At 61.2% G+C, this 26572-nt stretch carries 23 protein-coding genes; 11 read left to right on the plus strand and 12 right to left on the minus strand.

Annotated features, from left to right (window positions below):
• Positions 1-13: 13 nt before the first annotated feature.
• The 3 genes from J2887_RS04520 to J2887_RS04530 all read left to right on the plus strand — a co-directional run bounded on the left by J2887_RS04520 (position 14) and on the right by J2887_RS04530 (position 2034).
• Entirely contained in the window at positions 14-244 is a 231-nt protein-coding gene (locus tag J2887_RS04520) for a cytochrome C oxidase subunit IV family protein (RefSeq protein WP_227174407.1), read from the plus strand.
• 157 nt (positions 245-401) lie between these two features.
• On the plus strand, positions 402-998 hold the full coding sequence (locus J2887_RS04525; protein ID WP_227174409.1) for a DUF998 domain-containing protein: 597 nt from the start codon (positions 402-404) through the stop codon (positions 996-998).
• Positions 999-1164: 166 nt separating this feature from the next.
• Positions 1165-2034 carry a PhzF family phenazine biosynthesis protein gene (locus J2887_RS04530; protein WP_227174411.1) on the plus strand — a complete coding sequence of 290 codons (870 nt, stop codon included), beginning with the start codon at positions 1165-1167 and terminating at the stop codon, positions 2032-2034.
• Between the two features lie 51 nt (positions 2035-2085).
• Here the strand turns inward: J2887_RS04530 and J2887_RS04535 are convergent, their stop codons facing one another.
• From J2887_RS04535 to moaA, 3 genes are all read right to left on the minus strand, one after another.
• Positions 2086-2871: a CbbQ/NirQ/NorQ/GpvN family protein gene (locus J2887_RS04535; protein ID WP_227174412.1), complete on the minus strand. Its 786-nt coding sequence runs from the start codon at positions 2869-2871 to the stop codon at positions 2086-2088.
• 113 nt (positions 2872-2984) lie between these two features.
• Positions 2985-4244, minus strand: coding sequence for a diguanylate cyclase domain-containing protein (locus J2887_RS04540; RefSeq protein ID WP_227174420.1), 1260 nt, complete (start codon positions 4242-4244; stop codon positions 2985-2987).
• Positions 4245-4400: 156 nt separating this feature from the next.
• Positions 4401-5393, minus strand: coding sequence for a GTP 3',8-cyclase MoaA (gene moaA / locus J2887_RS04545; RefSeq protein WP_227174421.1), 993 nt, complete (start codon positions 5391-5393; stop codon positions 4401-4403).
• 262 nt (positions 5394-5655) lie between these two features.
• On the opposite strand from moaA, the gene J2887_RS04550 reads away from it, so the two are divergent.
• Positions 5656-6024 carry a YbaN family protein gene (locus tag J2887_RS04550; RefSeq protein ID WP_324197250.1) on the plus strand — a complete coding sequence of 123 codons (369 nt, stop codon included), beginning with the start codon at positions 5656-5658 and terminating at the stop codon, positions 6022-6024.
• A gap of 114 nt (positions 6025-6138) precedes the next feature.
• Entirely contained in the window at positions 6139-6636 is a 498-nt protein-coding gene (locus tag J2887_RS04555; RefSeq protein ID WP_227174422.1) for a DUF5071 domain-containing protein, read from the plus strand.
• 92 nt (positions 6637-6728) lie between these two features.
• Here J2887_RS04555 and J2887_RS04560 read toward each other — a convergent pair whose 3' ends face one another.
• Both J2887_RS04560 and J2887_RS04565 read right to left on the minus strand, forming a co-directional pair.
• On the minus strand, positions 6729-7808 hold the full coding sequence (locus J2887_RS04560; RefSeq protein ID WP_227174423.1) for a fatty acid desaturase family protein: 1080 nt from the start codon (positions 7806-7808) through the stop codon (positions 6729-6731).
• Positions 7809-7875: 67 nt separating this feature from the next.
• A complete protein-coding gene (locus J2887_RS04565) occupies positions 7876-8979 on the minus strand; it encodes a ferredoxin reductase (RefSeq protein WP_227174424.1) in 1104 nt (367 codons plus the stop codon).
• 263 nt (positions 8980-9242) lie between these two features.
• On the opposite strand from J2887_RS04565, the gene J2887_RS04570 reads away from it, so the two are divergent.
• Positions 9243-9869 carry a TetR family transcriptional regulator gene (locus J2887_RS04570; protein WP_227174425.1) on the plus strand — a complete coding sequence of 209 codons (627 nt, stop codon included), beginning with the start codon at positions 9243-9245 and terminating at the stop codon, positions 9867-9869.
• 78 nt (positions 9870-9947) lie between these two features.
• Here J2887_RS04570 and J2887_RS04575 read toward each other — a convergent pair whose 3' ends face one another.
• The 3 genes from J2887_RS04575 to J2887_RS04585 form a co-directional block, all read right to left on the minus strand.
• Positions 9948-11459, minus strand: a complete 1512-nt coding sequence (locus tag J2887_RS04575) for a WS/DGAT/MGAT family O-acyltransferase (RefSeq protein ID WP_227174427.1) — start codon at positions 11457-11459, stop codon at positions 9948-9950.
• Positions 11460-11633: 174 nt separating this feature from the next.
• Positions 11634-12230 carry an HD domain-containing protein gene (locus J2887_RS04580; RefSeq protein WP_227174428.1) on the minus strand — a complete coding sequence of 199 codons (597 nt, stop codon included), beginning with the start codon at positions 12228-12230 and terminating at the stop codon, positions 11634-11636.
• A 16-nt stretch (positions 12231-12246) separates the two neighbouring features.
• The gene (locus tag J2887_RS04585; RefSeq protein ID WP_227174430.1) at positions 12247-13017 is read right to left on the minus strand and encodes a class II aldolase/adducin family protein; all 771 of its coding nucleotides are present in this window, start codon (positions 13015-13017) and stop codon (positions 12247-12249) included.
• 246 nt (positions 13018-13263) lie between these two features.
• Between J2887_RS04585 and J2887_RS04590 the strand changes: the two genes are divergently transcribed.
• The 4 genes from J2887_RS04590 to J2887_RS04605 all read left to right on the plus strand — a co-directional run bounded on the left by J2887_RS04590 (position 13264) and on the right by J2887_RS04605 (position 18328).
• Positions 13264-13956 (plus strand): Crp/Fnr family transcriptional regulator, encoded by a 693-nt coding sequence (locus tag J2887_RS04590; protein WP_227174432.1) that lies wholly within the window; start codon positions 13264-13266, stop codon positions 13954-13956.
• A 44-nt stretch (positions 13957-14000) separates the two neighbouring features.
• Entirely contained in the window at positions 14001-14903 is a 903-nt protein-coding gene (locus J2887_RS04595; RefSeq protein WP_227174434.1) for a bile acid:sodium symporter family protein, read from the plus strand.
• 150 nt (positions 14904-15053) lie between these two features.
• Positions 15054-16175 (plus strand): putative solute-binding protein, encoded by a 1122-nt coding sequence (locus J2887_RS04600; RefSeq protein ID WP_227174436.1) that lies wholly within the window; start codon positions 15054-15056, stop codon positions 16173-16175.
• 2 nt (positions 16176-16177) lie between these two features.
• Positions 16178-18328, plus strand: coding sequence for a TRAP transporter large permease subunit (locus tag J2887_RS04605; RefSeq protein WP_227174438.1), 2151 nt, complete (start codon positions 16178-16180; stop codon positions 18326-18328).
• On the opposite strand, the gene J2887_RS04610 is transcribed toward J2887_RS04605, so the two are convergent.
• The 4 genes from J2887_RS04610 to J2887_RS04625 form a co-directional block, all read right to left on the minus strand.
• Positions 18320-20299 (minus strand): alkaline phosphatase D family protein, encoded by a 1980-nt coding sequence (locus J2887_RS04610; RefSeq protein ID WP_227174440.1) that lies wholly within the window; start codon positions 20297-20299, stop codon positions 18320-18322. The genes J2887_RS04605 and J2887_RS04610 overlap by 9 nt on opposite strands.
• Positions 20300-20308: 9 nt before the next feature.
• Positions 20309-21868: a SpoVR family protein gene (locus J2887_RS04615; RefSeq protein WP_227174442.1), complete on the minus strand. Its 1560-nt coding sequence runs from the start codon at positions 21866-21868 to the stop codon at positions 20309-20311.
• Positions 21865-23151: a YeaH/YhbH family protein gene (locus J2887_RS04620; protein WP_228752860.1), complete on the minus strand. Its 1287-nt coding sequence runs from the start codon at positions 23149-23151 to the stop codon at positions 21865-21867. The genes J2887_RS04615 and J2887_RS04620 overlap by 4 nt, the downstream gene beginning before the upstream one ends.
• 101 nt (positions 23152-23252) lie before the next feature.
• Complete coding sequence (locus J2887_RS04625) at positions 23253-25175, minus strand: PrkA family serine protein kinase (RefSeq protein ID WP_227174446.1); 1923 nt, start codon at positions 25173-25175, stop codon at positions 23253-23255.
• Positions 25176-25651: 476 nt separating this feature from the next.
• Here J2887_RS04625 and J2887_RS04630 point away from each other — a divergent pair, with 476 nt between their 5' ends.
• Positions 25652-26560: an ABC transporter substrate-binding protein gene (locus J2887_RS04630; RefSeq protein ID WP_228752861.1), complete on the plus strand. Its 909-nt coding sequence runs from the start codon at positions 25652-25654 to the stop codon at positions 26558-26560.
• Positions 26561-26572: the final 12 nt, after the last annotated feature.

Genomic DNA, 26572 nt, shown 5'->3' on the forward strand with positions numbered 1-26572 from the left:
ACAAGGAGACACCATGATCCTCACTCTGATGACCCTGATCGTGTGCACGGCGCTGCCGGTGCTGCTGGCCAATGCGGGCCTTCAGGGCTTACTGCCCCTGGTACTGGCGATGATTCTGATCAAGGCCTGGCTGGTGGTGGATCGCTTCATGGAACTGCGTCATGCGCCCCGTCACTGGCGCTGGGCCGTCCAGGCCTGGGCTCCGATGGTGGTGCTGGCCGTGATCGTGGCTGGTGGTTGGTAGGCGTTTTTTACCGCGGGTACATCTGGCTTCCTTCCCTGTGTGATCAGATCTGGTCGGACAGGCCGACTCACGTTACAGTAACCAGCTGATAATTGGGGACTAACTGTCGGCTCCCTAACTTCCCCCCGAAACGGTTTTCCAAGAAGGAAGGAAATCGATGTTGTCGCAAGTTGTCGCCTACTCTGGTGTTCTGGCGTCTGTATGGCTCGTGCTCGGTGTGTTCGTCGCAGGTCTCAGGTATGAGGGGTACAGCCATGCCAAACAGTTCTGCAGTGAACTCGGCGCTGCTGGCAGCCCAACGGAAAAGTTCTCGCCTCTTATCAACAACTACCCGCTCGGCGTACTGTTCTCGTTGTTTGGTGTGTATGTGATGACCAGCGACAGCTCCTCAACGATCATGATTGTTGTCGGTGTTCTGATCGTGATGCACGGCCTTGGCACATGGGTCGCCGGTTACTTCCCGATGGATGCCGATCCGTACACCGAAACCCCCACGTTTTCCTGCAAGGTTCACTCCTGGGCGGGATTTGTCATGCTGTTCTCCCTGCTGATCGCGCCAGCACTCAGCCTGTTTGATGATGGGCTTCCACTTCCGTTCAAGGCCTTCACGGTGGCCTGTCTGCTATGTACGGTCCTGTTTATGGCTACGCTGGCCAAAGCCTTTAAGGAAAAGGGGAATCCGGGCATCCACCAACGGTTGAGCTACGGGGCTCAGCTGGCCTGGCTTTCAGGGCTGTCGATTACTCTGGCGTAAGGCCAACGACGATGAGGGCCGTCTGGCTAGGCAGCCCGCCCTGGGTCAGTTGCAACTGGCTTTCTGAAACGTGCGCAACAATCCACCCGGGTCTGGGACTATGGGTCAGGGCGCCCTTAGCGGCGCTGCATCAAGATCCGACAGACCAATCCTGGAGCAACTGACATTGAAAAACGTCGAAGTATTTCTGGTGAATGCCTTCACTGCCAATGAAACCGGTGGCAACCCGGCAGGCGTTGTGCTGCATGCGGACAATCTGTCCAACGAAGAGAAACTAAAGATAGCGCAGGCTGTCGGGTACTCTGAAACCGCGTTTGTGGCCGAGGAGGATGAAGCCGATTTTGCGTTGTCGTTCTTTACCGTCACCGGGGAAGTGGATTTCTGTGGCCACGCTACGTTAGCCGCATTTTCAACCATGTACAGGGAAGGTGTGGTGACCGAAGGCGATTATGTTCAACGGACCAAGGCGGGGTTACTTGCGGTGACTGTAGGCGCGAATGGGCATGTGGTGATGGCGCAAAAGCTGCCTGAATGCCTTGGCGTATTTGAGTATGAGGCGGTATCTGGGCTTATTGGCGTTGAAGCGGCCTCTCTGGCGTCGACGCAGTTACCGGTGGAAGTAATATCAACCGGGTTGCCCGACATGATTGTGCCCGTGCCACAGGGCTATCTTGACAGGCTTCAGGTCAACGAACGCTTGCTCAGCGATTTCTGTAAAGACCACGGTCTTGTGAGTCTCCATGCTTTTGAGCTGTGCGAGGAGAGCGGCAGTGTGACAGCGAGTTGCCGTAACTTCGCTCCACTGTTTGGTATCCCGGAAGAGTCTGCAACGGGAAGTGCCAGTGGCGCGCTGGCCTGTTATCTATCCAGGCACCTTAACGGTGGGCGTTCGGGGTGCTTTACGTTCGAGCAGGGCAGGGCAATGAACTGCACGTCAGTGATCACCGCTTCTGTAGACTATGACGGATCTGATGTTGCCAGGGTCAGAGTGGGTGGGTTTGCTAAAGAAATTGGAAAGCAGATCATCTCCCTATAAGGACCAGCAGTGGAATCAATTTCGATGGTTTCCAGGGTCAGCGGCAAGCTTTCAATCCCCTCCAAACACTGCCCGGGCCACGTCCATCAGGGCTGCCACCGTGGCGTCGTCATCACTGAGTGGTTCCGCCAGGGCGGCGCGGCAGGCGTCCAGGGTGGGCAGGCCTGCACCGATGAGTTGGGCGGTGTAGATGAGCAGGCGGGTAGAGGCGGCTTCCTCCAGGTCGTGGTCTTTCAGGTTGCGCAGGGCATTGGCCAGGCGCACCAGTAACTGCGCCAGATCCGGATCACAACCGGATTCCCGTTGCACAATGGTGGTTTCCACCGCCGCCTCGGGGTAGTCGAAGCGTAGGGACACGAAGCGCTGCCGGGTGCTGGGTTTCATGCCTTTGATCAGGCTCTGGTAGCCGGGGTTGTAGGAGACCACGAGCATGAAGCCTGGCGCTGCCTGCAGGCATTCTCCGGTGCGTTCCAGCGCCAGCTCCCGGCGATCGTCAGCCAGGGGGTGGAGCACCACGGTGGTGTCTTTGCGGGCTTCCACGACCTCGTCCAGATAGCAGATACCACCTTCACGTACCGCTCGGGTCAGGGGGCCATCCTGCCAGTAGGTGCCCTCCGGTCCGATCAGGTGCCGCCCGACCAGATCGGCGGCGGTGAGGTCGTCGTGACAGGCAACGGTGTACAACGGCCGGTTGAGGCGTTCGGCCATGTGGCGAACAAAGCGGGTCTTGCCGCAGCCGGTGGGTCCCTTGATGAGCACCGGTAGCTGGTGCTGGCAGGCCCCTTCGAACAGCGCGATTTCGTTGCCCTGGGGCTGGTAGAACGTGGGCTCGGTCATGAACACCTCAACAGGCCGATGAACAGTGTGATCAGCGATCGGCTACGATGCTGATCCAGTGTCCCCAGACTACCGCGGCAACGCGGGAGTGCCTTGATCGATGTAAAGCGCGTTCAGGCGTAAGAAGCATCGGCGACGATGCGATTGCGGCCGGCCGATTTGGCCTGGTACAGCCGGTGGTCGGCCTGGTTGATGAGCGCATCCAGTGACGGCTCGCAGCCATGGGCGAGGCCGATGCTGATGGTGCAGCGGATGTCCTGGCCGTCTTCTCCAAGGTTCATGTCTTCCAGGCTGCAGCGGAACTGCTCGAGCCGGGCTTCGGCTTCGGTCTGGTCGAGCTGGTCCAGGAACAGGCAGAACTCTTCGCCACCAAAGCGGGCGCAGAGGCCGTCCTCACCGAAGTGCTGCTGCAGCATGCTCGCCGTGGCCTGGAGGATGTCGTCACCGGTCTGGTGGCCGAAGCTGTCATTGATGTTCTTGAAAAGGTCAATATCCAGCATGGCCAGGGTTGATGGCTCGCCCTGCTCATGGCGGTTGGCCAGTACCGGGGCCAGTTGCTGGAAGAAGTAGCGGCGATTGTAGAGGCCGGTCAGGGCATCGGTGTGAGCCTGGCGACGGATGGTTTCGATGTTCTCAATGTATTCGATGTTCTGGGTCACCCGGCAATAGAATTCTTCCGGGCAGAAGGGCTTCTTGAGAAAGTCGTTGGCGCCGTTCTTGATGAACTTGGCAGTCAGGGACGGGTTGTCGACGCCGGATACGCCCACGATGCTGATTTCATCCTTCGAGTACTGGGAGCGTACCTCGTTGCACAGCTTGATGCCGTCCATTTCCGGCATCTCCTTGTCGGTAATGATCAGCTTGATGTCGGGGTGGTCCGACAGCTGTTTAAGCGCCTCGATACCGGTTCGTGCCGACAGCACTTCGTAGTTCTGGCGCCGCAGCAGGCGGATCAGGTGCATGCGGGAGTTCACCGAATCGTCGACGATCAGCACCTTGATGTCCTGGTTTTCCCGCAGCTTGATCAGCAGCTGTTCCAGGTAGGTAAAGGACTGCCGGCTTTCCTTGGTGATGTAATCAATGACCGGCAGCTTCCAGATGGCAGCGCGGGTATCGTCGTCGATACGGCCGGTCATGACCACCCCGGGGACTTCCTGGCCCAGCAGATAGTCGATGGCTTCACCGTTGGGGGCGTCCGGGAGGTTGTAGTCGATGATCGCGCAGAAGAATTCCCCCAGCCGATCCTCCAGAGCCTTGGCCTCGGCCAGGGTCTTGGCCACCGTTGGGGTGAATCCGGCCCGACGGACCAGGTGGCTGTGGATTCGGATGATTGGGGCGCTGTCCTCTACGATGAGGACGTCGGGCTTGTTCATCAGGCTACATCGTCCATGCCGGCTGGAGTGGTTGGGTGCCCGGAAACAGTACGGGCCCTGGCATCATCATAGCCGTTTTTGGCGTGACGGCTAAGCCATCGCCGAGGCCGCTTCGGTAACTACATAGCGCAGTTGGCGTTGTGAGGGCGTGAGGGCTCAGCCCCCGGTCATGTTCATAAAACGGAGAATCTGCACATCACCGTCGCTGGAGAAGTGGTGGCGTTCGGGTTTCAGGTCCATGGCCTGGATGATGGCGTCCCGCAGCCGGTCGTCGTCGATGGGGTTGGCGCGCAGTACCCGGCGGAGGTCCACCGAGTGCTCATTACCCAGACACAGCAGCAGCCGGCCTTCCACGGTTACCCTCACGCGGTTGCAGGTAGCGCAGAAGTTGTGGGAATGGGGTGAGATGAAGCCGACCCGGATGTCGCTGTCGGGCATCCGGTAGTAACGGGCCGGGCCGCCGCTGTCTGCCGTGGTGGGCACCAGTTCGTGGCGTTGGCGGATGATGGTGCGCACCTCTTCGCTGGTGCACAGGCTTTCACCGCGATGGTGTTCGGTGATGGTCCCCAGCGGCATTTCCTCGATGAAGCTAATATCGATGGCCTTGCGGCGGGCGAACTCGATCAGCTCGGGAATCTCATCGTCATTGCGCCCCTTCATCACCACCACGTTGAGTTTGATGCCGTCAAAACCGGCTTCCCGGGCCGCGTCGATGCCCGTCAGCACCTGGGGCAACCGGCCGGTTCGGGTGATGGCGCGAAACCGCTCCGGATCAAGGGAATCCAGGCTGATGTTCAGGCGTTTCAGCCCTGCCTGCCGGAGGGGCTGCGCCAGCCGGTCGAGCTGGTTACCGTTGGTGGTCATGGCGAAGTCCCGCAGCCCGAGCTGGCCAATGTCCCGGACCAGTTCGAGAATGTCCTTGCGCACCAGCGGCTCGCCTCCGGTGAGGCGGATTTTCTCGGTGCCAAGGCTGACAAACGTCCGGGCCAGGCGGGCGATCTCTTCCAGAGTGAGCACCTGCTGACGAGGCAGGAAGGTCATGTCCTCGGCCATGCAGTAGACGCAACGGAAGTCGCAACGGTCGGTCACCGAGAGTCGGACGTAGTTGACGGTGCGACCGAAACGGTCGGTCAGTGGCGCCTGGGGCATGGTGGTTCCCTGTGCTTGTGGGGCTGCGGTTCAGTAACAGTATCGCAAAACCGGCGGGCGGGATTAATACCCCTGCCGTAGTAACCCCTTTTATTCATTCTTGTTGTCGGTCAATCTGAAGCTCCCTAACCCTAACCAATCCACTACACTGAAAACAGCCCCCGGCTTTACCTGTCGCAAGTCAACGGGACGCGACAATGGTCGGCGGTGCATAGCGTTGGCTTTGCGGTACACTGGAGGCTTCAGTTCAATGGGTGAGTCAGTGAAGTTGTCCATCGGAAAGGGCGGTTACCGGTTGTTGGCTTATGTCTCCGTAGCGCTGGCTGTGGTCGGGGTGGTGTTGCCGCTGATGCCCACCACGGTGTTCGTGCTGATTGCCGCCTGGGCGGCGGGCCGGAGTTCGCCCGAGTTCGAGGCCTGGCTGCTCAATCACCAGACCTACGGTCCCATCATCAGCAACTGGCGGGAGCGCGGCGTGGTCCCCCTCCGGGGCAAGGTGCTGGCCTGCGTGATGCTGACCATCAGTTGGTCGATACTCTTCTTCACCGGCTCGCCCGTGTGGTTGCTGGTGGGACTGGGGGTGTTTTTCCTCTGTCTGGCAACTTACCTGCTGTCGCGGCCTTCCTATTAAGTTCGGTCTAACTAGACATCCTTTTCATTACCGGAGATGAGGAAATCAGGCAATCTGTGACGGCTAGCTGTAACGAGCTGCTTGGGATGGCCTGTGCTTTTGAAATGGAGATTCATGATGCACCTTCAGATTTCGAGTAAATCTGACCTGGAGTCAGTCAATAAAATCATAGCCTTGGGCTACCCAGAGAATCAGACCTGTCTGGACCACCTGCTGTCCTGGACCTGTGATCCCAACTGGCCGGTGGCAGCGCCGATCTATCAGTACTTTCTGGCTCTGGGCAAGGCTGAGGTGCAGCGAGTGCTGGCGCTGGCAAACCGCTGCGATCAGGACTGGCGTTATTCACTGATTACCGCGCTCATCGCGCACTACGATGATGAGGTGTTGGCAGAGTGTGTGGATAGCTTGAGGCGTTGGGCATCTGAGACCGGGGCGAAGGAGTGTGATTTCGAATCCATCCGTATCCTGACCGACCGGGAACTGATCCCTGCGGAGGAGATCGCCGAGATCGTGAAGCGGAATCTGTTTGTCTACAACGTTTGGATCAAGGAAACACTTTCCGCGTCTGAACGCGCTGTTTATTCGCTGCCATTGGGCAGTCACACGCTCTAGCCTCTCTGCATCCAGAAAGAGGAGACAACCACGGCTGTCCCCTCTTTACTTCTGATGCACTACTTCTGACGCACTGTTTGGCGCGTTGCTGGTTACGCCGGCTGGGCTTCGAATCTGCGGCGGACGCGGTCGGGTAGGGAGAAGCGGCCGATGCGTTTAAGTACCGTCCAGTACTGGCGGGCGAAGGTGTCGGTGTTGTAGCAGATGCCGTGTTTTTCGCACACCGCCTGGACTCTGGGCGACATTTCCCGGTAACGGTGGGCGGGGATGTCGGGGAACACGTGGTGCTCGATCTGGTAGCTGAGGTGGCCGCTGAGCAGGTGGACCCAATTGCCGCCGGTGAAGTTGCTGGAGCCAGTCAACTGGCGCAGGTACCAGTGGCCCTTGCTTTCGCCCACGCATTCCTCTTCGGTGAAGGTCTCGGCGTCCTGGGTGAAATGGCCGCAGAAGATGACGGTGGATGACCACAGGTTGCGGATCAGGTTCGCGCCGATGTTGCCGGCCAGCACGATGGGGGCTACCGGGAACGTCAGTAACGGGAAGAACACGTAATCCTTGAAGGCCTGGCGTCCGCCCTTGCGGAAGAAATCGCGAAGGAACGGCAGTTTGGATTTCAGGCTGATCTCACGACGGCGAATGCGTTCACTCTCCAGCTCATGCACCCCAACTCCCCACTGAAACAGCACCGTCAGCAGGATGTAGTTGATGAACTGCAGCAAATGGCCCGGATGCCATTTGACGTCATCGCTCAGCCGTAACACCGCGTAGCCGTAGTCCCGGTCCTTGCCGATGATGTTGGTGTAGGTGTGGTGCTCGTAGTTGTGGGTGCGGCGCCAGGAGTCGCTGGTGCAGACGGTATCCCATTCGTAGGTCTGGGAGTTCAGCGACGGGTCGTTCATCCAGTCGTACTGGCCGTGCATGACATTGTGGCCAATCTCCATGTTCTCGATGATTTTCGACAGGCCCAGGGCCAGGGTGGCGGCGGCAAACACCGGGGGGATAAAACCGAAGGGCATCAGAACCCGACCGCCGACCTCCAGTGTCCGGTGCAGGCGCACCACCTTGCGGATGTACCTGGCATCCCGTTCCCCCAGATCCGCCAGCACGTCGTTGCGGATGGCATCCAGATCCTGTTCCAGTTCTTTCAGTTGGGCTTCGTTCATCTTTTGCATGTCTGGTCTCCTTGACCGGCCTGCGTGGGCCGGTCTGTTGTTCTTGTGCGCAATGTCGTTGTGGCGATTACAGGTCCACCGTGACCGGGCCCTGGGGCACCGAGACGCAAAGCTGAATGCTTTCCTCGCCGGGGCCGGACGCTTTGCCCGTCAGCCGGTTGATCACGGTGCCGCTGGTTTTGCGGCAGCTGCACTGGTGACAGATGCCCATGCGGCAGCCGTACTTGGGCGACAGCCTGGCGGCTTCAGCGATCTCCAGCAGGGCCACGTCGCCGCTGGCTTCCACGCTGACGTTGCTTCGTTCAAAGCGCACATCGCCGCCCAGGTCGTCGTCTGGCAGGGCGGCCTTGGGTGCTGAAAAAAAAGTGCTGTGAATGCGGTGCTCGTCGATGCCCCGGTGGTAAAGCAGGTCGCCGGCCAGATCCATCAGCCCCTGGGGGCCACAGAGGTAACAGCGGCGGGCACTGAGGCCAGGCACGGCGTCCAGGTGGCTGTCGCTGAGGTACTGGGGCGTGCGGCCCTCATCCGTGGCCACCACGGTGAGGGTGAAGGCCGGCCAGCGCTGGCGCAGGGCGTACAGCCGTTCGGCGCCAATCACGTCGGCCTGGGTGCGGACGAAGTAGAGCAGGGTGACCGGTGCTCGGAAGTCGTCAGCCGCGAGGGTTTCCAGCAGACTCAGTACCGGGGTGATGCCGCTGCCACCGGCGATGAACAGCAACGGCTCCGGCAGCTCCGGTGCCAGGAACTCGCCGAAGGCCTCCCCCAGACCCAGGGTGGTGCCGATGGTCAGTTGATCGTGCATCCAGTTGGTAACGCGGCCACCGGGCAGGCGCTTGATGGTCAGGGTGACGGTGCCGTGCTGTTGCCACTGCCGGGGCGAGCACGACAGGCTGAAGGTACGATTGTGGCGAACACCATCAATGTCGATACAGATGTTCACATGCTGGCCGGCGGCGAAGCCCTGCCAGCGGGGTGCGGGTTGCAGGACAAAAGTCCGGGTGTCGGCGGTTTCGTCAATAATGTCGACGACCCTGGCCGGAACGTACTGGCGTACCAGCATCGGGTCAATGGACGCCAGCAGCGGGTCAAAGAAGGCAGCCGGGTCTTCCCGATTGAAAAGCTGCTTGCCCAGCCAGCGCAGCGCGCCGTTGTTTTCCAGAAGTGACAGCATGGTTTCTCCCTCCATGTGTACAGTTGTTCACTTGATGTGAACGAATGTACACAAGTGCTTTGACGGCTGTCAATCAGCCCAATGGCAGGCCGGTAGGTAACGCTATCTTTATGATTTTCAAAATGTATTCGTGGGTTTATCCGTGCTTTCTGAGGTTTCAGTGAAGTGCCTGCTTCAGCAAAGGCCTGAAATGACATGCTATCTGTCGCCTTACAGGCAGTTTTGTGTACACTTGTTTGCCTTACTGAACGCCACGGACTGTTATGACCGAACGCAAACGCCGCAAACCTGGAGAGACCCGGGACAAACTGATGGAAGCCGCGCTGACCCTGGTGGGTAAGGGCCGCCATTTTGCCAGTCTGGGGATTCGGGAGGTGACCCGGCAGGCCGGGGTGGTGCCTACGTCGTTCTACCGTCACTTCCGCAACATGGATGACCTGGGGCTGCAACTGGTGGACGAGTTGGGGCTGGTGCTGCGGCGGATGATGCGGGATGCCCGCGCCAATGTACTGCAGGCGGAAAAGCTGATGGCGGAGTCGGTGGCGATCTTTATCCGCCACGTTCAGGACAACCGCAGTTTCTTCGTGTTCATGGCCCAGGGGCTGGCGGGGGAGAGCCGGGCCGTGCAGGAGGGCATTCGCAGCGAGCTGCGTTTCTTTGCCAGCGAGCTGGCCAATGACCTGCGCCGGCTGAGGTTGGTGGATCACCTCAACGATGCTGACCTGGACCTGACCTGCGATCTGGTGGTCCGCACGGTGGCGTTCAGCCTGACGGACCTGATCAGCGTGTCAGCGGATGATGACTACCAGATCGACCAGATCCGTCAGCGCACCACCCGCTATCTGCAGTTGATCTTTGTCGGGGCGGCGCACTGGCAGACCGGCGACTGACCGGTCTGCCCTCCAGAGCGATTCGCACCGACGTTTCGGCGTTCTTCCTCGTCGTTATTCTTCTGGCTGCTCTGCCAGCTACTCTTCGGTCGCCGTGCCTGGCTTGCGGGCGTTGGCGGTCTTGCTCCGGTTGCCGGTCGCCGGTTTGTGGGCCCTTGGTTTGCGTGCTGGCTTGTCGCTTGGCTGCTGCTCTGCCGCAGGTTCCAGCAGCCGCTCCAGTTCATCCAGAGCCTCTCCGGTGTAGACCGCCAGCCGCTGCATACTCGGCAGGGTATCCCGACAACCGGTAAAGCCGAAGTTGAGGGAGCCGTCGTAGCTCAGACAGGTGATGTTCAGGGCGCCGCCGTGGGCGATCAGCGACACCGGGTACATGGCCTCGAGTTTCGCACCCTCGTAGTAGAGCGTACGGCTGGGGCCGGGCACGTTGGAAATGGTGACGTTGAACACCGGTCGCATGCGCCCGCCCATGCCGGACATCAGCTGCAGGATATAGGGCGACATCAGCATCATGGTGTATTGGGTCAGGGCCTTGCGGGGCAGTTTCTGCAGGTGTTCCTTGGCGCGTCGGGTGGACTCGCGGATCTGCTCCAGCCGTGCCAGCGGGTCGGCTTCGTCGGTGGCCAGCGAAGCGATCATGAAGCTGATCTGGGTGCCGGTGCCCTCGTCGTCGGCAGGCCGGATATTGACCGGGATACCGGCGGTCAACGGACTGTCCGGCAGTTCGTGCTGGTCCAGCAGGAATCGGCGCAGGGCGGTGCCGCAGAGGTACAGCACAATGTCGTTCATCGAACTGTGGGACAGCTTCGCCAGGTGCCGCAGGCGGGCCAGCCGGTAGTGTTGGGTGGCCAGCCGGCGTTGGGCTGTGACCCGGTGGTTCAGCGGCGAGACCGGGCCGGTAAAGGGCGCGGTGAGGCCATCCTCCGGATGGCGGGCGGATTGCACCAGACGGGACATGGCGCCCCACAGTCGCGGTGCCATATCGGCCTGCAGCTTCAGGGCGTCCCGGGCCTGGGACACAGCGCCGGCCACCGAGGCCTCGCGATCGGTCTTGCTGGCACGGCGCTGCTCGGGGCGGACCGCCCACGGTGGCAGCATGTTGGTTTCGTCGGGATTGGTGGACAGCACCCGCTGCATCAGCCGAACCCCGCTGATGCCATCGATCATCGAATGGTGCATCTTGGTGTACAGCGCAAAGCGGTTGTTCTCCAGCCCTTCGATGATATGGCATTCCCACAGCGGGCGGTGGAAATCCAGATGATTGGAGTGCAGTCGCGACACCAGGATGCCCAGCTCCCGTTCGCTGCCGGGCTTGGGCAGGGCGGAGTGGCGGACGTGGTAATCCAGGTCGATCTCTTCATCGACGCTCCAGGCCGGGGCGATAACACGGCCGAGGTTACCGGGAAAAGCGAGCTTGTAGCACCAGGGGCTGGCGACTTCGCGGGCGGTCTTCATGCGTTGGACCATGTCCCGCAGGAAGGTGTCGGGGGCGTTCTCGGGCAGTGAAAAAATCTGCAGCGTGCCTACGTGCATGGGGGTGTCGTCTGACTCCACCGCCAGCCAGGAGGCGTCCAGTGTTCCCAAACGTTTCATTCTTGTCTTGTCCTCGTGTTGCCTGGGCTTCCGGTTCCGTGGAAGCGGGCTTGTTATTTATTGGTGAGCCGCTTTGGGTCTCTTTGGAATTATGGGTAGTACGTGTGTGCAGGTTTGAGTATACGTACAAGCGGGGAGGGAGACGAGGGGCTCGCCTCCCCGCGTTGAATTGCGTCAGGCCATGGCGTCTTCCGCTTCCTTGTACAGGGAGCGTACCGGCTTGGCGAAGACCCGCTGAACCATGGGCTCGAAGAACGACAGCGGCAGCACCTCGCCGTCGGGATCGAACGCGGGGGAATCGTATTTGCTGACAAACTCGATGGTACGTTTGAAGTGGGGGTGATCCCGGTACTGGTTGCGCATGTCCCGGTCCATGCCCAGGTAATGGAAAAAGTAGTAACCCTGGAAGATCGCGTGGTGCTTGATCATCCAGTGGTTGGCCTCGCTGACGAATGGCTCCAGCAGCACGGCGGCAACGTCGGCGTGGTTGTAGCTGCCCAGGGTGTCGCCGATGTCATGCAGCAGGGCACAGACCACGTACTCCTCGTCCTGGCCATCGCGGTGGGCGAGGGTTGCGGTTTGCAGGCAATGGGTCAGACGGTCCACCGGAAAGCCGCCGAAGTCGCCTTCGAGCAGTTTCAGGTGTGCCAGGATTCGGTCGGGCAGGCCACGGGCGAATTGGCCGAACGACTGGGCGATGATCTGCCAGTCTTCCGGAGTGCCATCTTTCATGTGGTGGAACCGGGCGTGCGGGGCGTTGCTGTCGGTCATGGTTGATTCTCCTGGCTCAGTCGCGGAAACCGGCGTTGATCCGGTCCAGTTTGCGCAGCAGCCCGGGCCACGCCAGTTTGCCACCCATGCCGCGGGTGACCTGTTCTGCCTGTTGGCGGATGGTGTCGACGATGCCGTCCGGAATTGGCGTCAGCGGCTGGTTACCGGCGAGGGCCCGGATCTGTACCTCACAGGCTTTCTGCAGGATGTACATGCCGAGGAAGGCATCGGCAATGCTGCCGCCGGTGGTGAGCAGCCCGTGATTGCGCAGGATCATGAAGTTGTTCCCGCCCAGATCGGCCTGCAGCCGGGCCTTCTCATCTTCCCGCAGGGCGACCCCTTCGTAGTCGTGATAGGCCAGGTTCGATAGCGGGAACAGGCTCTGCTGTGACAATGGCAGCAGGCCGTGCTGCTGGGCCGAGACCGCCACACCCTCGGTGGTGTGGGTGTGCATCACACAGACCACGTCCTCCCGAACGGCGTGAATGGCACTGTGGATGGTGAAGCCGGCGGGGTTGATGTCGAAGTCGTCGGGGTCCAGCTTGTTGCCGTCCTGATCCACGCGCACCAGGCTGGAGGCGGTGATTTCATCAAACATCATGCCGTAGGGGTTGATCAGGAAATGGTGGTCGTCGCCGGGAATGCGGGCGGAGATGTGGGTGAAAACCAGGTCGTCCCAGCCGTACAGCGCAATCAGCCGGTAGGCGGCGGCGAGGTCAACCCGCAGTTGCCACTCTTCCGCGCTGACCTGGTCTTTCTTGGAGGGAATGGCCAGTTGTTCGGACATGCTCTGTTCTCTCTCTGGTTGTTGTTGTCGATGGTTATCGGTGGTTGTTGGCGATCTGGCGGGGCTGGCGATCAGCCACCGGATAGCCCCAGTGTAGGCCGGTGTTCCGCGGTAAAACTGTCAACCTGTTTACAGTCTGCCGATGGCCGCCGATATGGTCTTGGCAGAAGAGATGGCCATATTGGCAGGTAAAACACTGTCAACTGGTTTACATTCAATGAAATCCAATTGGCCTAGACTGCTGTGATGACTGACTTGACTGCGATCCTGCGCACCTGCCCGTTGTTGGCTGGGTTGCCGCCACCAGCGCTGGAAGAGGCCGCGGCGATGTCCAGATTGCGCCGCTTCAGAATGGATGAGCCGATCTACGCCAAAGGGTCGATGCAGTCGACTCTGTGTGTCATTGCCGAGGGGACGGTTCGCATCAGTTCGGTGAATGCCGCCGGGCGCGAGGCGACGCTGATCATCTTTGATGCCGGTGCCTGGTTTGGCGATACCGTGTTTTCGCCGGATATGCCCCGGGTGTATGGGGCTACCGCCCATGAGGCCACCACACTGGTGGAGTTGCCCGGAGAAGGTTTTCGGCAGCTGCTGGAAGCCTATCCCCAGACGTATCCGGTTGCGCTGGATCTGGTGAGTCGGCGGCTGTGGGCAGCCATGTCGATCATTGAGGACGATGCCCTGCGCAGTGTGGATGCCCGCATAGGTCGACGGCTGCTGTTCCTGGCCCAGATCCAGGGCGAAGGCGAGGCGGGCACCCAGCCGGTGACGTTTCGGCTGACCCGCGAGCACATTGCCAATATGATGGGGATGACCCGTCAGGGAGTACACAAGGTAATCAAAGGCTTTGAGCAGCGTGGGCTGCTGAGGCTGGATTATGGTCGGGTAACGGTGACCTGTCCGCGGGACCTGCAGGGCTACCTGCGAACCCTGGACTGAGTAACCCCGGCGCCACCAACAATAACAACAGAAGGAGGCTTAGCGTGGAGTCAAGCCCATTGATATCGATCGGCTTGCCGATTTCCCTGTTCATCATCATGATCGGGATTGGCATGACCCTCACCCTGCGGGATTTCCGGCAGGTGACCCTGAACCCCAAGGGTATGATTGTCGGCACCCTGGCGCAGATTGTGATGATGCCGCTGATCGCTTTCATGATCGCCAAGCTGCTGGGTCTGGGGCCAGCCCTGGCGGTGGGTCTGGTCATCATCGCCGCCTGCCCGGGAGGGACCACCTCCAACCTGTTTGTGCTATTGGCCCGCGGCCACATCGCCCTGTCTATCCTGCTGACGGTGTCGGCCAGCCTGATCACCATTCTGTCCTTGCCCTATTTCACCAACTACGCCCTGCAGCTCTATTACGGCGAAGGTGCCGAGATCGCGTTGCCAGTGGGCAAGACCATTATCATGCTGGTGGCCATCGTGCTGCTGCCGGTCACCATTGGCATGGTGGTACGCACCCGGGCACCCGCACTGGCCCAGCGGGTGGAGGGCATTGTGAGTATTTTCGGCGGCGTGGTGCTGCTGTTTCTGGTGGTGTCGTTGCTGTGGGATGCCCGCGACCGCCTGCTGGACCTGCTGGCCCAGGCCGGACCGGCTGCCTTTATGCTCAATGCGCTGGGGGTTGGCCTGGGGCTGGCGGTCTCACGCCTGGTGGGGCTGTCCCAACGCGAGGCGCTGGCGGTATCGGTGGAGCTGGGCATCAAGAATGGCACCATTGCGCTGATGGTGACCCTGACGTTGCTGGAATCCAGCGAGATGTCGATTCCGGCCGTGGTCTACAGCGTGATGATGTTCCTGGTGGGCTTCGTGCTGGTGGGCTTCGGCCGACGCTACATTCCCTCGCCAACATCGTCGCAGCCATTGAAGGCGGAAGGCGCCGGCTAGTGTCCCAAGTGTCACAGTGAGAGGTGGGTCATTTCTGCTGGCCCTGAATGACAGGCTGAAGCCCGGGATTGCCTTGGTAACCTGAGATGTCCATCGGCGCCCCGCGAGGGGCGCTCTCAGGTATAACAACAAATCCCGGGAACGACGACCATGCCTGTTCGATTCTCCCTTGCCCAAGGTGTGGGCCGCTGGTGCCTGCTCGCCATCGGCCTGCTGTTTACCCTGCCTGCCCTGGCCAACGATGCCCAACTGCGGCAGCAGGTTTACGATCAATCCCTGCCGCTGTCCGAGCGGGTTGAAGCCATGCAGGCCCTGACCGGTCTGGAGCCGGACCCGGAGCGGGTTTACCGGGTCTGCATCTGGGACATTTTTGGTCGCTCCGGCCCGATATTTGCGGCCGCGCAGGACCAGCGCAGCAAGATCATCCAGTACGGCATCAACGTCGAGATGGTGCCGTACACCAGCGAATCGGTGATGGTGGAGGAGCTCAAGTCCGGCACCTGCGACGCTGCCCTGATGAGTGGCCTGCGGGCCCGCCTGTTCAATCGCTATACCGGAACCCTGGATTCCATTGGTGGTTTCCCGGAACGTTCACAGCTCCGCCTGGCCCTGCAACTGATGGCCGATCCCCGCAGTGCCGAGCGGATGGTCAGCGGCAACTACGTGGTGATGGGGGTTGCCCCGGGTGGTGCGGCCCATGTTTTTGTCAACGACCGCTCCATCAACACCCTGGCCAAAGCGTCCGGCAAACGGGTGGTGGTGCTGGACTACGACCCGACCCAGGCACGGATGATCGCCGGCGTTGGCGCCACCCCGGTGGTGGCGGACATCGTCAATGCCCCCAATATGTTCAACACCGGCGTGGTGGACGTACTGGCGGCACCGCTGGCGGGTTATGAGGTGCTGGAACTGCACAAGGGCATGGAGCCGGACGGCGGCATCATCGATCTGCCGCTCACTCACATCACCATGCAACTGATCGGTCGGCGGGACATCATCCCCAACGAACTGGCCCAGTTCGTGCGCGAAGCCTTTTACGACGGTTTTGACCAGATTATCGCCCGGGTGGCGGAAGAGGAGAAAAAGGTACCTGAGCGGTGGTGGATCTCCATTCCGGAGCCGGATCGGGTGGAGTACGAGCGCATGATGCAGGAGGCCCGGCTTCAACTGCGGGACGAGGGCTACTACAGCGGCGACATGCTGACCCTGCAACGCAAGATCCGCTGCCGGGCTGATGCCAGTCGCCAAGAGTGCAGCAATCCGGTGGAGTAACCATGGCCTCACTGGAGCAAAGCCTGGCCCGTCCGGGTGTGCTGGGGGTTTCCCGCTGGCTGTCCGGATTACCGATGCTGGTGATTCTGGTGCTGACGCTGCTGGCGTCCGTCGGCGAGACGCTGCATTCCCGTCTGCTGGAGATTGGTGGCGCCACCTGGCCGGACTATTTCAACCTGCGGGTCATTGATCAGGTCGGAGAGCCGGCCTGCAACCCGGAGCGGAACCTGGAGCAGGCGGTGGAACGGGCGGTCGCAGCCCACCGCCAGGAGTTGGCAGATGACCCGTTTGCCGATGTGTTCGGTGGCCAGGTGGACCGCGGCGCCATCCGTGAATCCCTGGCAACCCAGGCAGAGGCCTGCCAGCGGGACTGGGCCAGCTGGCACCGGCTGCAGTCGCTGGATACTCCCGCGGTACGGGTGTTTGCCACCCTGGAAGCGGGATTGTCCCAGGCGGTGGTGCTGGTGACCGGCAACCGGCGGGTGTTGCTGGGGCTGATGCTGCTGCTCTGTGCCGCTGCCGCCACCCTGCGGCGCCAGCACATCGCCCTGAGGCCGGTGGAGAGCCAGCGCGATGACCGGGTCGCGACGGTTGCCCAGTTGGTGGCCAACTCGCTGCTGTTGGGATCGGCCTGGCTCTACCGCGATCAGGAACTGGCCCAGGCCGCGGCCGGGATGCCGATCGCCCACCTGTTCATGCACGATGTCTGGGTGGTCGGGTTTGGCGTACTGACCCTGATCTCACTGTGGCAGCTGGGGCGGCCCCGCACCGACCTGCCGGCCCATGGTGGCTGGGGGCGGGCGCTACTCAGCGTACCGCTTTACAGCATCATGTGCCTGAGCGCGGCGCTGCAGTTTGCCGGCCATGGCTTCTACCATGGCATCGCGGTGTACCTGAACATGATGGCGGAGCTGTCGGCGCTGTTTCTCAGCCTGGGGCTGTATGTCTGGGTGGGGATGCTGCTGGCCCGTACCCATCTGCCCCGCAAGGTGTTCGACCTGGTCCGGCCCTGGCAGTTGCCGCCCAAGTGGCTGGGTGTCGTGGTGCTGTTGCTGACGGCGCTGCCTACGGCCTACAGCGGGGCTTCCGGTATCTTTATCCTGGCGGCGGGGATGACGCTGTACCGGGAACTGCGTCGTGCCGGCACATCGGAACAGCTGGCGTTGGCCACCACCGCCATCTCCGGTTCCATGGGCACCATGCTGCGGCCCTGTCTGCTGGTGGTGATCGTGGCCACCCTCAACAACACCGTCACCACCGACGAACTGTTTTCCGCCGGTGCCCGGGTGTTGCTGCTGACCGCCCTGATGTACGCTCTGTATGTGCTGTTCCTGGGCGGTCGATCGTCGCTGCGCATCGCGCCGTTGTCCCAGGCGATTCCCGGGACGTTGCGGGCGCTGGTGCCGTTGCTGCCTTATGTGGCAGCATTCGCGGCGGTGGTGCTGGCCTGGGAATGGCTGTTGGGGCGGGGACTGGACGAGTTCTCCGCGCCGGCGATCCTGCCGCTGGTCATGTTGTTGATTGTGGCGATGGAACGATGGTGGCTGAAGGCGCCCGACCCGGAGTCAGCAGACGCTGCCCCGGACACCGTGCCGCCAACCGAGACGCCGCCGACCCCGCCCGTCGGTTTTCGTCAGGCGGTGCTGCGGGCCACCGACGATTCCACTGCGTTGATTGGTGCGCTGCTGATGCTGATGGCGCTGTCGGTCAGTGTCGGTGGCTTGGTGGAGCGCTCCGGGTTGCTGGCGCTGTTTCCTGAAACCCTGGGGTCGGTGTGGCTGACCCTGGCGCTGCTGATGGCCATGCTGGTGCTGATCGGCATGATCATGGACCCCTACGGCGCGGTACTGCTGGTCAATGCCACGTTGGCACCCATTGCCCTGGACAACGGCATTCATCCACTGCATTTCTGGGTGATGACGGTGCTGGCGTTTGAGATGGGGTACCTGACCCCGCCCGTGGCCCTCAACCACCTGCTGACCCGCCAGGTGGTGGGCATGCCAACCTCCTGGGAAAGTCTCCATGGCAGCTTCTGGCAGCGCAATTTCCGCTACATCCTGCCGGTGCTGGTGATGGGGACGACACTGTTGCTGGTAACCTTCGGCCCGGCTGCCTGGCCTGCATTCGGTGATCTGGTGCTGGCGCTAGGTTGACTCGCGGCTGGTGCGGCCGAGCTGCCTGGCGTCGGTTGTTGGTGCGTCAAATTCGGTGTCGCGGCCGTCGGCGCCGAGCTGGCGTATGCGCCGGGGCTGGCCGCTGGCGTCCAGGCACACCTCGCCGATGCCCGCGCCATTCCATAGCCGTTCGCCCCGACTGCGGCCCCGGGGGGAGCGCGGTCGTATGCGCATGCGTCGGCGCTTGGTGAACCAGTTCAGCGGCGACCAGCTGGCAAACAGCCAGCGGTTGATGCGGTCCAGCCAGTCCAGCAGGGCACCGGGAAACTGGTTCTTCAACCCGCTGCTGGTGATCTGCCAGATTCTCGGCGCATCCGGCCGGTGGCGCAGCCGCACGTCGTAGACGAAGGAATAGTGTACATCGCCGGACAGCAGCACGAAGTTGGCGGGGGTGCGGGAGTGCCGGAAAATGTTCAGCAGCACACTGGCCGCGCCGCGATGGGCCATCCAGTTTTCCGCATCCACCATCAGCGGCTGGCCAAACCAGGTGAACACCGCCTGAATCACTTCGATCAGTTTGACCCCGAACACCGGCGCAGGAGACACCACGATCACCGAGTCGCGGCCAATCAGCTCATGCTGGAACTCGGTCAGCGCCTCCCAGTCCATCAGTCCCGAAGGCCGGGCCCGTGACACCTCGCTGCGCCAGCGGCGGGTGCGGGTGTCCAGCACCACCAGCGGCGGGGTGGTGTCCAGAGTGTAGTGCCACTGCTGGCTGGCCAGCAGAGCGTCGATCAGCTGGTCGAGCGTGGCAGCGTCCAGGCGGCCGTCGCGGGTGTTGGCCAGCAGCTGGTTGAGGGTCTTGAGATGCTCACCGAAACGCTCAGGCGTATTACCCCAGGCCTGGTTGACCAGGTAGCCCACCAGTGCGTTGCCGATGATGCGGCGGGAAAAAGGATGCTCGTACGCCGTCGATTCCCACAGTGCCGACAGGTTCCAGTCGTCGGTGATGTCGTGGTCGTCGAAGATCATGTAACTGGGCAGGTGAGCCAGTGCCCTGGCGGCCTGGGGCAGGGTCTGGCGAAAGGCCAGCAAGGTTTGGCGCTCTTCCAGGTAGCGGTCCCGCTCCCGGGGCAGCGAGACCGGTATGTGGTCGTCCACCAGCTCCCAGGGCCTGGGGGACCAGACTAGCAGGTACATGGCCATCACCTCGGCCAGGGTGATCAGATGGTTGCCGGCACTGGCGCTGGTGAAGACGGGTTTGCGGACGCCGCCGAAAAAACGCTCGGTGACCGCCTCGTTGAACTCGCTGTGGGGCAGTAGGTCGTCCCGGTGGTAGAAGCCGTAGGGATGCAGACGCAGCGCCTCGCTGTCGGCGGGCTCCTCCGCCGGCAGCGGTTCAACGGGCAGTTCGAGACGGCGGATGACTTCGTGGCAGGCATGGAGCATAGGGCCGGCCACGTCGTCGGCATAGATCTGATCGCCCGTCAGCATCAGCAGCGCCGGACGTTGTTCCGCAGTGCTGTTCTGCAGTTCCAGGTCAACCCGGGCCAGGCCATCACCGGCGGGATGGTGTGGCCGTCGGCAGGACCCGTGAAACACCCGGTCGAGGCGGTGCTTCAGAATGAAATTGGGGCTGTCGTGCCCAGGCAAGCACAGGTGCGGCGCCCATTCGGCGATCCAGTGCCAGTGGTGGCTGTTTTCACCATCGCCCTGAAGGCCGAGGTTGTAGTGGATCAGCTGATCCCGGGGCAGTGGGGTCGTCAGTTCTACATCGAGAAGGTACACCCGCAACTGGCCACCGAAACGCAGCTTGGTGTGCTCGGCGTCTGTCAGCGGGCGATCCAGCAGTGGCTGGTCATCGCCGTCCACGGTCAGTTTCAGGCGCCACCGTACCGGCTCACGGGCGGCAACCCAGAGCGCCAGGCGCTGCTCGCTGACCCGGCGCAGGATGGGGCCGGCGAGAACCTGTGGAATGGCGTCAGAACGGGAGGCGCCCGCTGTGGTCATGGTGCCGGTCTATTCGTCGTCGAGTTTCTTCGGCGGACAGTGAAATTCCTGAACCACCGTACTGTCATCGACGCTCTCCAGATGGACGTCGAATCCCCATAGCCGGTGAGTGTGCCGCAGCACTTCGGCAGTGTCATCCCCCAGCGGCACCCGATCCACCGGTACATGCCGCAGGGTCAGCGAGCGGTCGCCTCTCAGGTCGACGTTCCAGACCTGGATGTTGGGCTCGCGATAACTCAGATTGTACTGACGTGCGAGTTTCTCCCGCAGTTTGCGGTAGCCCATCTCATCGTGGATGGCGGTGACCCGGTAGACCTCCTCACGGTCGTCATCCTCAATCGAGAACAGTTTCAGGTCGCGCATTACCTTGGGGGACAGGAACTGCAGGATGAAACTCTCATCCTTGAAGTTCTTCATGGCGAAGTGCAGCGTTTCCACCCAGTTACTGCCGGCGATGTCGGGAAACCACTCCCGGTCCTCATCGGTGGGGGTTTCGCAGATACGACGCAGGTCGGTGTAGATCGAGAAGCCCAGCGTGTAGGGGTTGATGCCGCTGTACCAGGGGCTGTTGAAAGGCGGCTGGTAGATGACCGCGGTGTGGCTCTGGAGGAACTCCATCATGAAGCCGTCGGTTACCAGCCCTTTCTCATACAGCCGGTGCAGCAGGGTGTAGTGCCAGAACGACGCCCAGCCTTCGTTCATTACCTGGGTCTGGCGCTGGGGGTAGAAGTACTGGGCGATCTTGCGCACGATCCGAATGATCTCCCGTTGCCAGGTCTCCAGCAGCGGTGCGTTCTTCTCGATAAAGTACAGCAGGTTCTCCTGGGGTTCTTCCGGGTAACGCTGCTTGCGGCGTTCGCTGTCGCCGTCGTCCTCACCAGCGCGGGGAATGGTGCGCCAGAGATCGTTGATCTGCCGTTGCAGGTACTCTTCCCGCTCTTTCTGCCGCCGCTGCTCCTCGGAAGCGGAAATGGGGGCCGGGCGTTTGTATCGGTCCACGCCGTAGTTCATCAGCGCGTGGCAGGAGTCGAGGATCTCCTCCACCGCATCAACGCCATAGCGCTCCTCACACTCGGCGACGTAATGACGGGCGAACACCAGATAATCGATGATGGCGCTGGCGTCGGTCCAGGTCCGGAACAGGTAATTGCCCTTGAAGAAGGAGTTGTGGCCGTAACTGGCATGGGCGATCACCAGTGCCTGCATGGGCAGGGTATTCTCCTCCATCAGGTAGGCAATACAGGGGTTGGAGTTGATCACGATCTCGTAGGCCAGCCCCATCTGCCCGCGCTGATAGCCTTTGGAGGTGTTGAGGAACTGCTTGCCGAACGACCAGTGGTTGTAGCCCACCGGCATACCCACCGAGCTGTAGGCGTCCATCATCTGTTCGGCGCTGATGACCTCGATCTGGTTGGGGTAGGTGTCGAGGCCGAATTCCTCAGCGCACTTGGCGATTTCCTCGTCGTAGCGGCCAATCTGCTCGAAGCTCCACTCCGAGCCGGTAGAAATGGGTTTCCGCGCGTCCTCCTCGGACGGGCGCTCAGGCGCTTTGTCGATGGTGTCGGTCATGCGGCTTTCCTCTCGAACAGCTGACGAAAGACCGGATAGATCTCACTGGCGTCGGCAATCTGTTGCATGGCGAAGCTGTTGGGGGCCTGCTCCATGATCTTTTCATACTCGTACCAGAGCATCTGGTGATCCTGGGGCGTGATCTCGACATAGGCGAAATACTGTACCAGCGGGAGAATGCCATCCTTCAGCAGCTTGCCGCAGATGGGGGAGTCGTCGTTCCAGTTATCGCCGTCCGAAGCCTGGGCGGCGTAGATGTTCCATTCCGCGGGTGAATAGCGGGCGTCGATGATTTTCTGCATCAGCTTCAGCGCGCTGGAAACGATGGTGCCGCCGGTTTCGCGGGAGTAGAAGAACTCTTCTTCGTCCACCTCCTTGGCGCTGGTGTGGTGGCGGATGAACACTACATCGATCTTCTTGTAGTTCTTCTTCAGGAACAGGTAGAGCAGGATGAAGAAGCGCTTGGCGATGTCCTTGTGCATCTGGGTCATGGAACCGGAAACGTCCATCAGACAGAACATCACTGCGCTGGTGGCCGGTTGTGGCTGCTTCTGGTGCTGGCGGTAGCGCAGGTCGATCTCGTCGATGAAGGGGATACGCTTGACGTTGGCCTTCAGGCGGGCGATCTCCGCTTCCAGGGCCTCGATCTGGTCTTCGTGACGAAACGCCGCATCCAGGTCCGGTGGACCGCTTCTCAGCTCCGCCAACTGGGCTTCCAGCTCGCGGATCTTGCGGCGGCGGGCGCCGCCCAGGCTCAGCCGGCGGGCGTGGGCGCCACGCAGGGAGCGCACCACATCGAGCCGGGCGGGCACCCCCTGGGTGGAGTAGCCGGCCCGAACGTACTTGAACGTTTCGGTATCCTTGAGTTTCTTGCGGGCCAGGTTGGGCAGTTCCAGGTCGTCGAACAGGAAGTCGAGAAATTCTTCCTGGGTGATCTGGAAGGCGAACTCGTCCATGCCCTCGCCGTCGGGGCTGGCCTGGCCTCCGCCCTGTCCGGCACCGCCGCTCTGGGGCTTGGGCAGGGTGTCACCGGCAACGAACTCCTGATTGCCCGGGTGTACCATCTCGCGGCGGCCACCTTTGCCATGGTGAAAGGTCGGTTCCTGGATGTCGCGGGAAGGAATGCTGACGCTCTCCCCCCGTTCGATGTCGGTGATCGAGCGTCGCTGGACCGCGTCGGCCACGGCTTTCTTGATGTGCTGGCGGTAGCGGCGCAGGAACCGCTCGCGGTTCACCGCACTCTTGTTCTTGCCGTTCAGCCGCCGGTCGACGATGTGAGTCAAACCCATAACTGCACCTCTTCAGTAACCCATGCTCCGGGGACTGGCGGAGGGGCGGTGGCACCACCGCAAGGTTTTCGGTGATGCCCGGCCCCTCGCAGTCCTTACTGGGACTTGCGCACCCGCAGGTACCACTCGGCAAGCAGTCGCACCTGCTTCTCGGTGTAGCCCCGGTCGACCATCCGTTCGACGAACTGCTTGTGCTTGTTCTGGTCTTCCTGGCTGGCCTTGGGATTGAAGGAGATCACCGGCAGCAGATCCTCGGTGTTGGAGAACATTTTCTTCTCGATCACGCTGCGCAGCTTCTCGTAGCTGAGCCAGGACGGGTTCTGGCCCTGGTTGTTGGCCCGGGCCCGCAGTACGAAGTTGACCACCTCGTTGCGGAAGTCCTTGGGATTGCTGATACCGGCCGGCTTCTCGATTTTCTCCAGTTCGTCGTTGATGGAGGAGCGGTCGAGGATCTCCCCGGTTTCCGGATCACGGTATTCCTGGTCCTGAATCCAGAAATCGGCGTAGGTGACGTAGCGGTCGAACAGGTTCTGGCCGTACTCGCTGTAGCTTTCCAGGTACGCGGTCTGGATTTCCTTGCCGATGAACTCCACATAGTGGGGCGCGAGGAATTCCTTGATGAACCGCAGGTAGCGCTCCTGGGTTTCGGTCTGGAACTGTTCCTGCTCGATCTGCTTTTCAAGTACGTACAGCAGATGCACCGGGTTGGCGGCTACTTCGGTGGTGTCGAAGTTGAACACCTTGGACAGGATCTTGAAGGCAAAGCGCGTCGACAGACCCTCCATGCCTTCGTTGACCCCCGCAGAGTCCCGGTATTCCTGGATCGACTTGGCCTTGGGATCGGTGTCCTTGATGTTCTGGCCATCGTAGACCCGCATCTTGGAGAAGACGGAGGAGTTTTCCGGCTCCTTCACCCGGGACAGTACTGAGAACTGGGCCAGCATGTTGAGGGTGTCCGGAGCACAGGGTGCGCCGGCGAGGGAGCTGTTCTTCAGCAGCTTCTGGTAGATCTCAATCTCTTCGGTGACCCGGACACAGTAAGGCACCTTGACGATGTAGACCCGGTCGAGGAACGCCTCGTTGTGCTTGTTGTTGCGGAAGGTCTGCCACTCGGATTCGTTGGAGTGGGCCAGGATAATGCCGTCGAACGGCACCGACCCCATGCCCTCGGTGGTGTTGTAGTTACCTTCCTGGGTCGCGGTCAGCAGCGGATGCAGGACCTTGATGGGAGCCTTGAACATCTCCACGAACTCCATCAGCCCCTGGTTGGCCCGGCACAGGCCGCCGCTGAAACTGTAGGCGTCGGGATCATCCTGGGAGTAGTCCTCCAGCATGCGGATGTTGACCTTGCCCACCAGCGAAGAAATGTCCTGGTTGTTGTCGTCGCCGGGCTCGGTTTTGGAGACGGCGACCTGGTCAAGGATGGAGGGGTAGCGTTTCACCACCCGGAACTTGCTGATGTCGCCACCGAATTCATGCAGGCGTTTGACCGCCCAGGGCGACATGATATTGGTGAGATAGCGGCGGGGGATGCCGAACTCTTCTTCCAGGATCGGGCCGTCCTCGCCGGGGTCAAACAGCCCCAGCGGGGTTTCGTTCACCGGCGAGTCCTTGATGGCGTAGAAGGGCACCTTCTGCATCAACTGCTTGAGCTTCTCCGCCAGAGAACTCTTACCGCCCCCGACCGGACCGAGCAGATACAGGATCTGTTTCTTCTCCTCCAGTCCCTGGGCAGCGTGGCGGAAGAACGACACGATGTTTTCCACCGCCTCTTCCATGCCGTAGAACTCGGAGAATTCCGGATAGCGTTTGATGACCTTGTTGGAAAAGATGCGGGAAAGACGGGCGTCCCGCGAGGTATCCACCAGTTCCGGCTCGCCGATCGCCAGAAGCATGCGTTCGGCGGCGGTGGCGTAGGCGGATTTGTCCTGTTTGCAGATCTCCAGGTATTCCTCCAGGGAATACTCTTCCTCCTGGGTTGCGTCATACCGTGTCTTGAAATGCTGCACAATGCTCATGGTGACCCCTCGCTGCAGTGATCTGGTCCTGAACCTGGTCATTCAAGAACCGTACCCATGGGTAAGGTGAGCGTTCAGGAACCCGATCTGTATTTAGTGATTCACACAAAAATTCCCCATTTCCTGATGGCGGCAGTCGCTGGCGCCGCCAATGGCAGTGATTGTTGGTTGATGGATCGTCAGAAATGATGGCGGGGCTCTGGGGCCTCTGTTCCTGGGCTGGTTCAGGGGTTCCCGGCTCCCCGCTGCTGGTAATTTCAGCTTAGTCCAGTCTTTCACCCTTGGACAGTTGGAAGTCAGGTTTTGTTTCAGATAATTGGCGAATTGATGACAGTCTCTCCACGCCATTGAAAGCCCTGATCCGGCCCGCCCCTTGCGATCGTACGTCAGTCACTTAGACTGATTTGAATTACGCATTTTTCATTCACTGTTCGAACCAACGACCAAGAGGCCTGGCCGTGTTCCTGAAAAAACTGGTGGCGACCTGTCGCACCCTGCTGACCCTTGCATTTCTGTCCCTGTCACTGACGACGTACGCGGCCGACGCCGTTGTGGTTTCCTCCAAGATTGATACCGAAGGCTCGGTCCTTGGCCAGATGATCCTGCAGTCTCTGCAGCGGGCGGGCATTCCGGTGGAAAATCGTATCCAGCTCGGCGGCACCAGCATCGTGCGCAATGCCATCAAAGCAGGCGAGATCGACATCTACCCGGAGTACACCGGCAACGCAGCGTTCTTCCATGACCGTGCCGACAGCCCGGTGTGGAACGACGCCGAGCAGGCCTACGCCACCGCCCGTGAGCTGGATGCCGAAGCCAACAACATTGTCTGGTTGCAGCCGGCGGACGCCAACAACACCTGGGCCATGAGTGTCCGGGGTGACCTGGCCGCTGAGCACGATCTGGAGACCCTCGACGACCTGGCCCGTTACCTCAACGACGGCGGCCAGTTCCGGTTTGCTGCCAGCGCGGAGTTCGTCGAGTCCGCCAGCGCGCTGCCTGCATTCCAGGTCGCCTACGGTTTTACTCTGTCGTCGGATCAGCTGCTGGTGCTGTCCGGTGGCAATACCGCCGCCACCATGCGGGCGGCGGCGCTCAGTAACAACGACGTCAACGGTGCCATGACCTACGGCACCGACGGCGGTCTCAACGCCCTCGGCCTCAAGGTGTTGACCGACACCAAAGGTGTTCAACCGGTGTATCAGCCGGCGCCGATCGTTCGGGCAGAGGTGCTGGAACAGTACCCTGCGATTGCCGAGGTACTGGCGCCGGTGTTCCAGTCCCTCGATCTGGAGACGCTGCAGCGCCTGAACGGTGATGTCGCTGTTAACGGCGCACCGCCGGAGCAGGTGGTGCGCACTTATCTGGACAGTCTGGCCGGGAACTGACGGTTGGCTGCG

Origin of the sequence: Marinobacter sp. CA1 (assembly GCF_020546665.1) — a bacterium.
In the GTDB taxonomy this organism is placed as follows: domain Bacteria; phylum Pseudomonadota; class Gammaproteobacteria; order Pseudomonadales; family Oleiphilaceae; genus Marinobacter; species Marinobacter xestospongiae.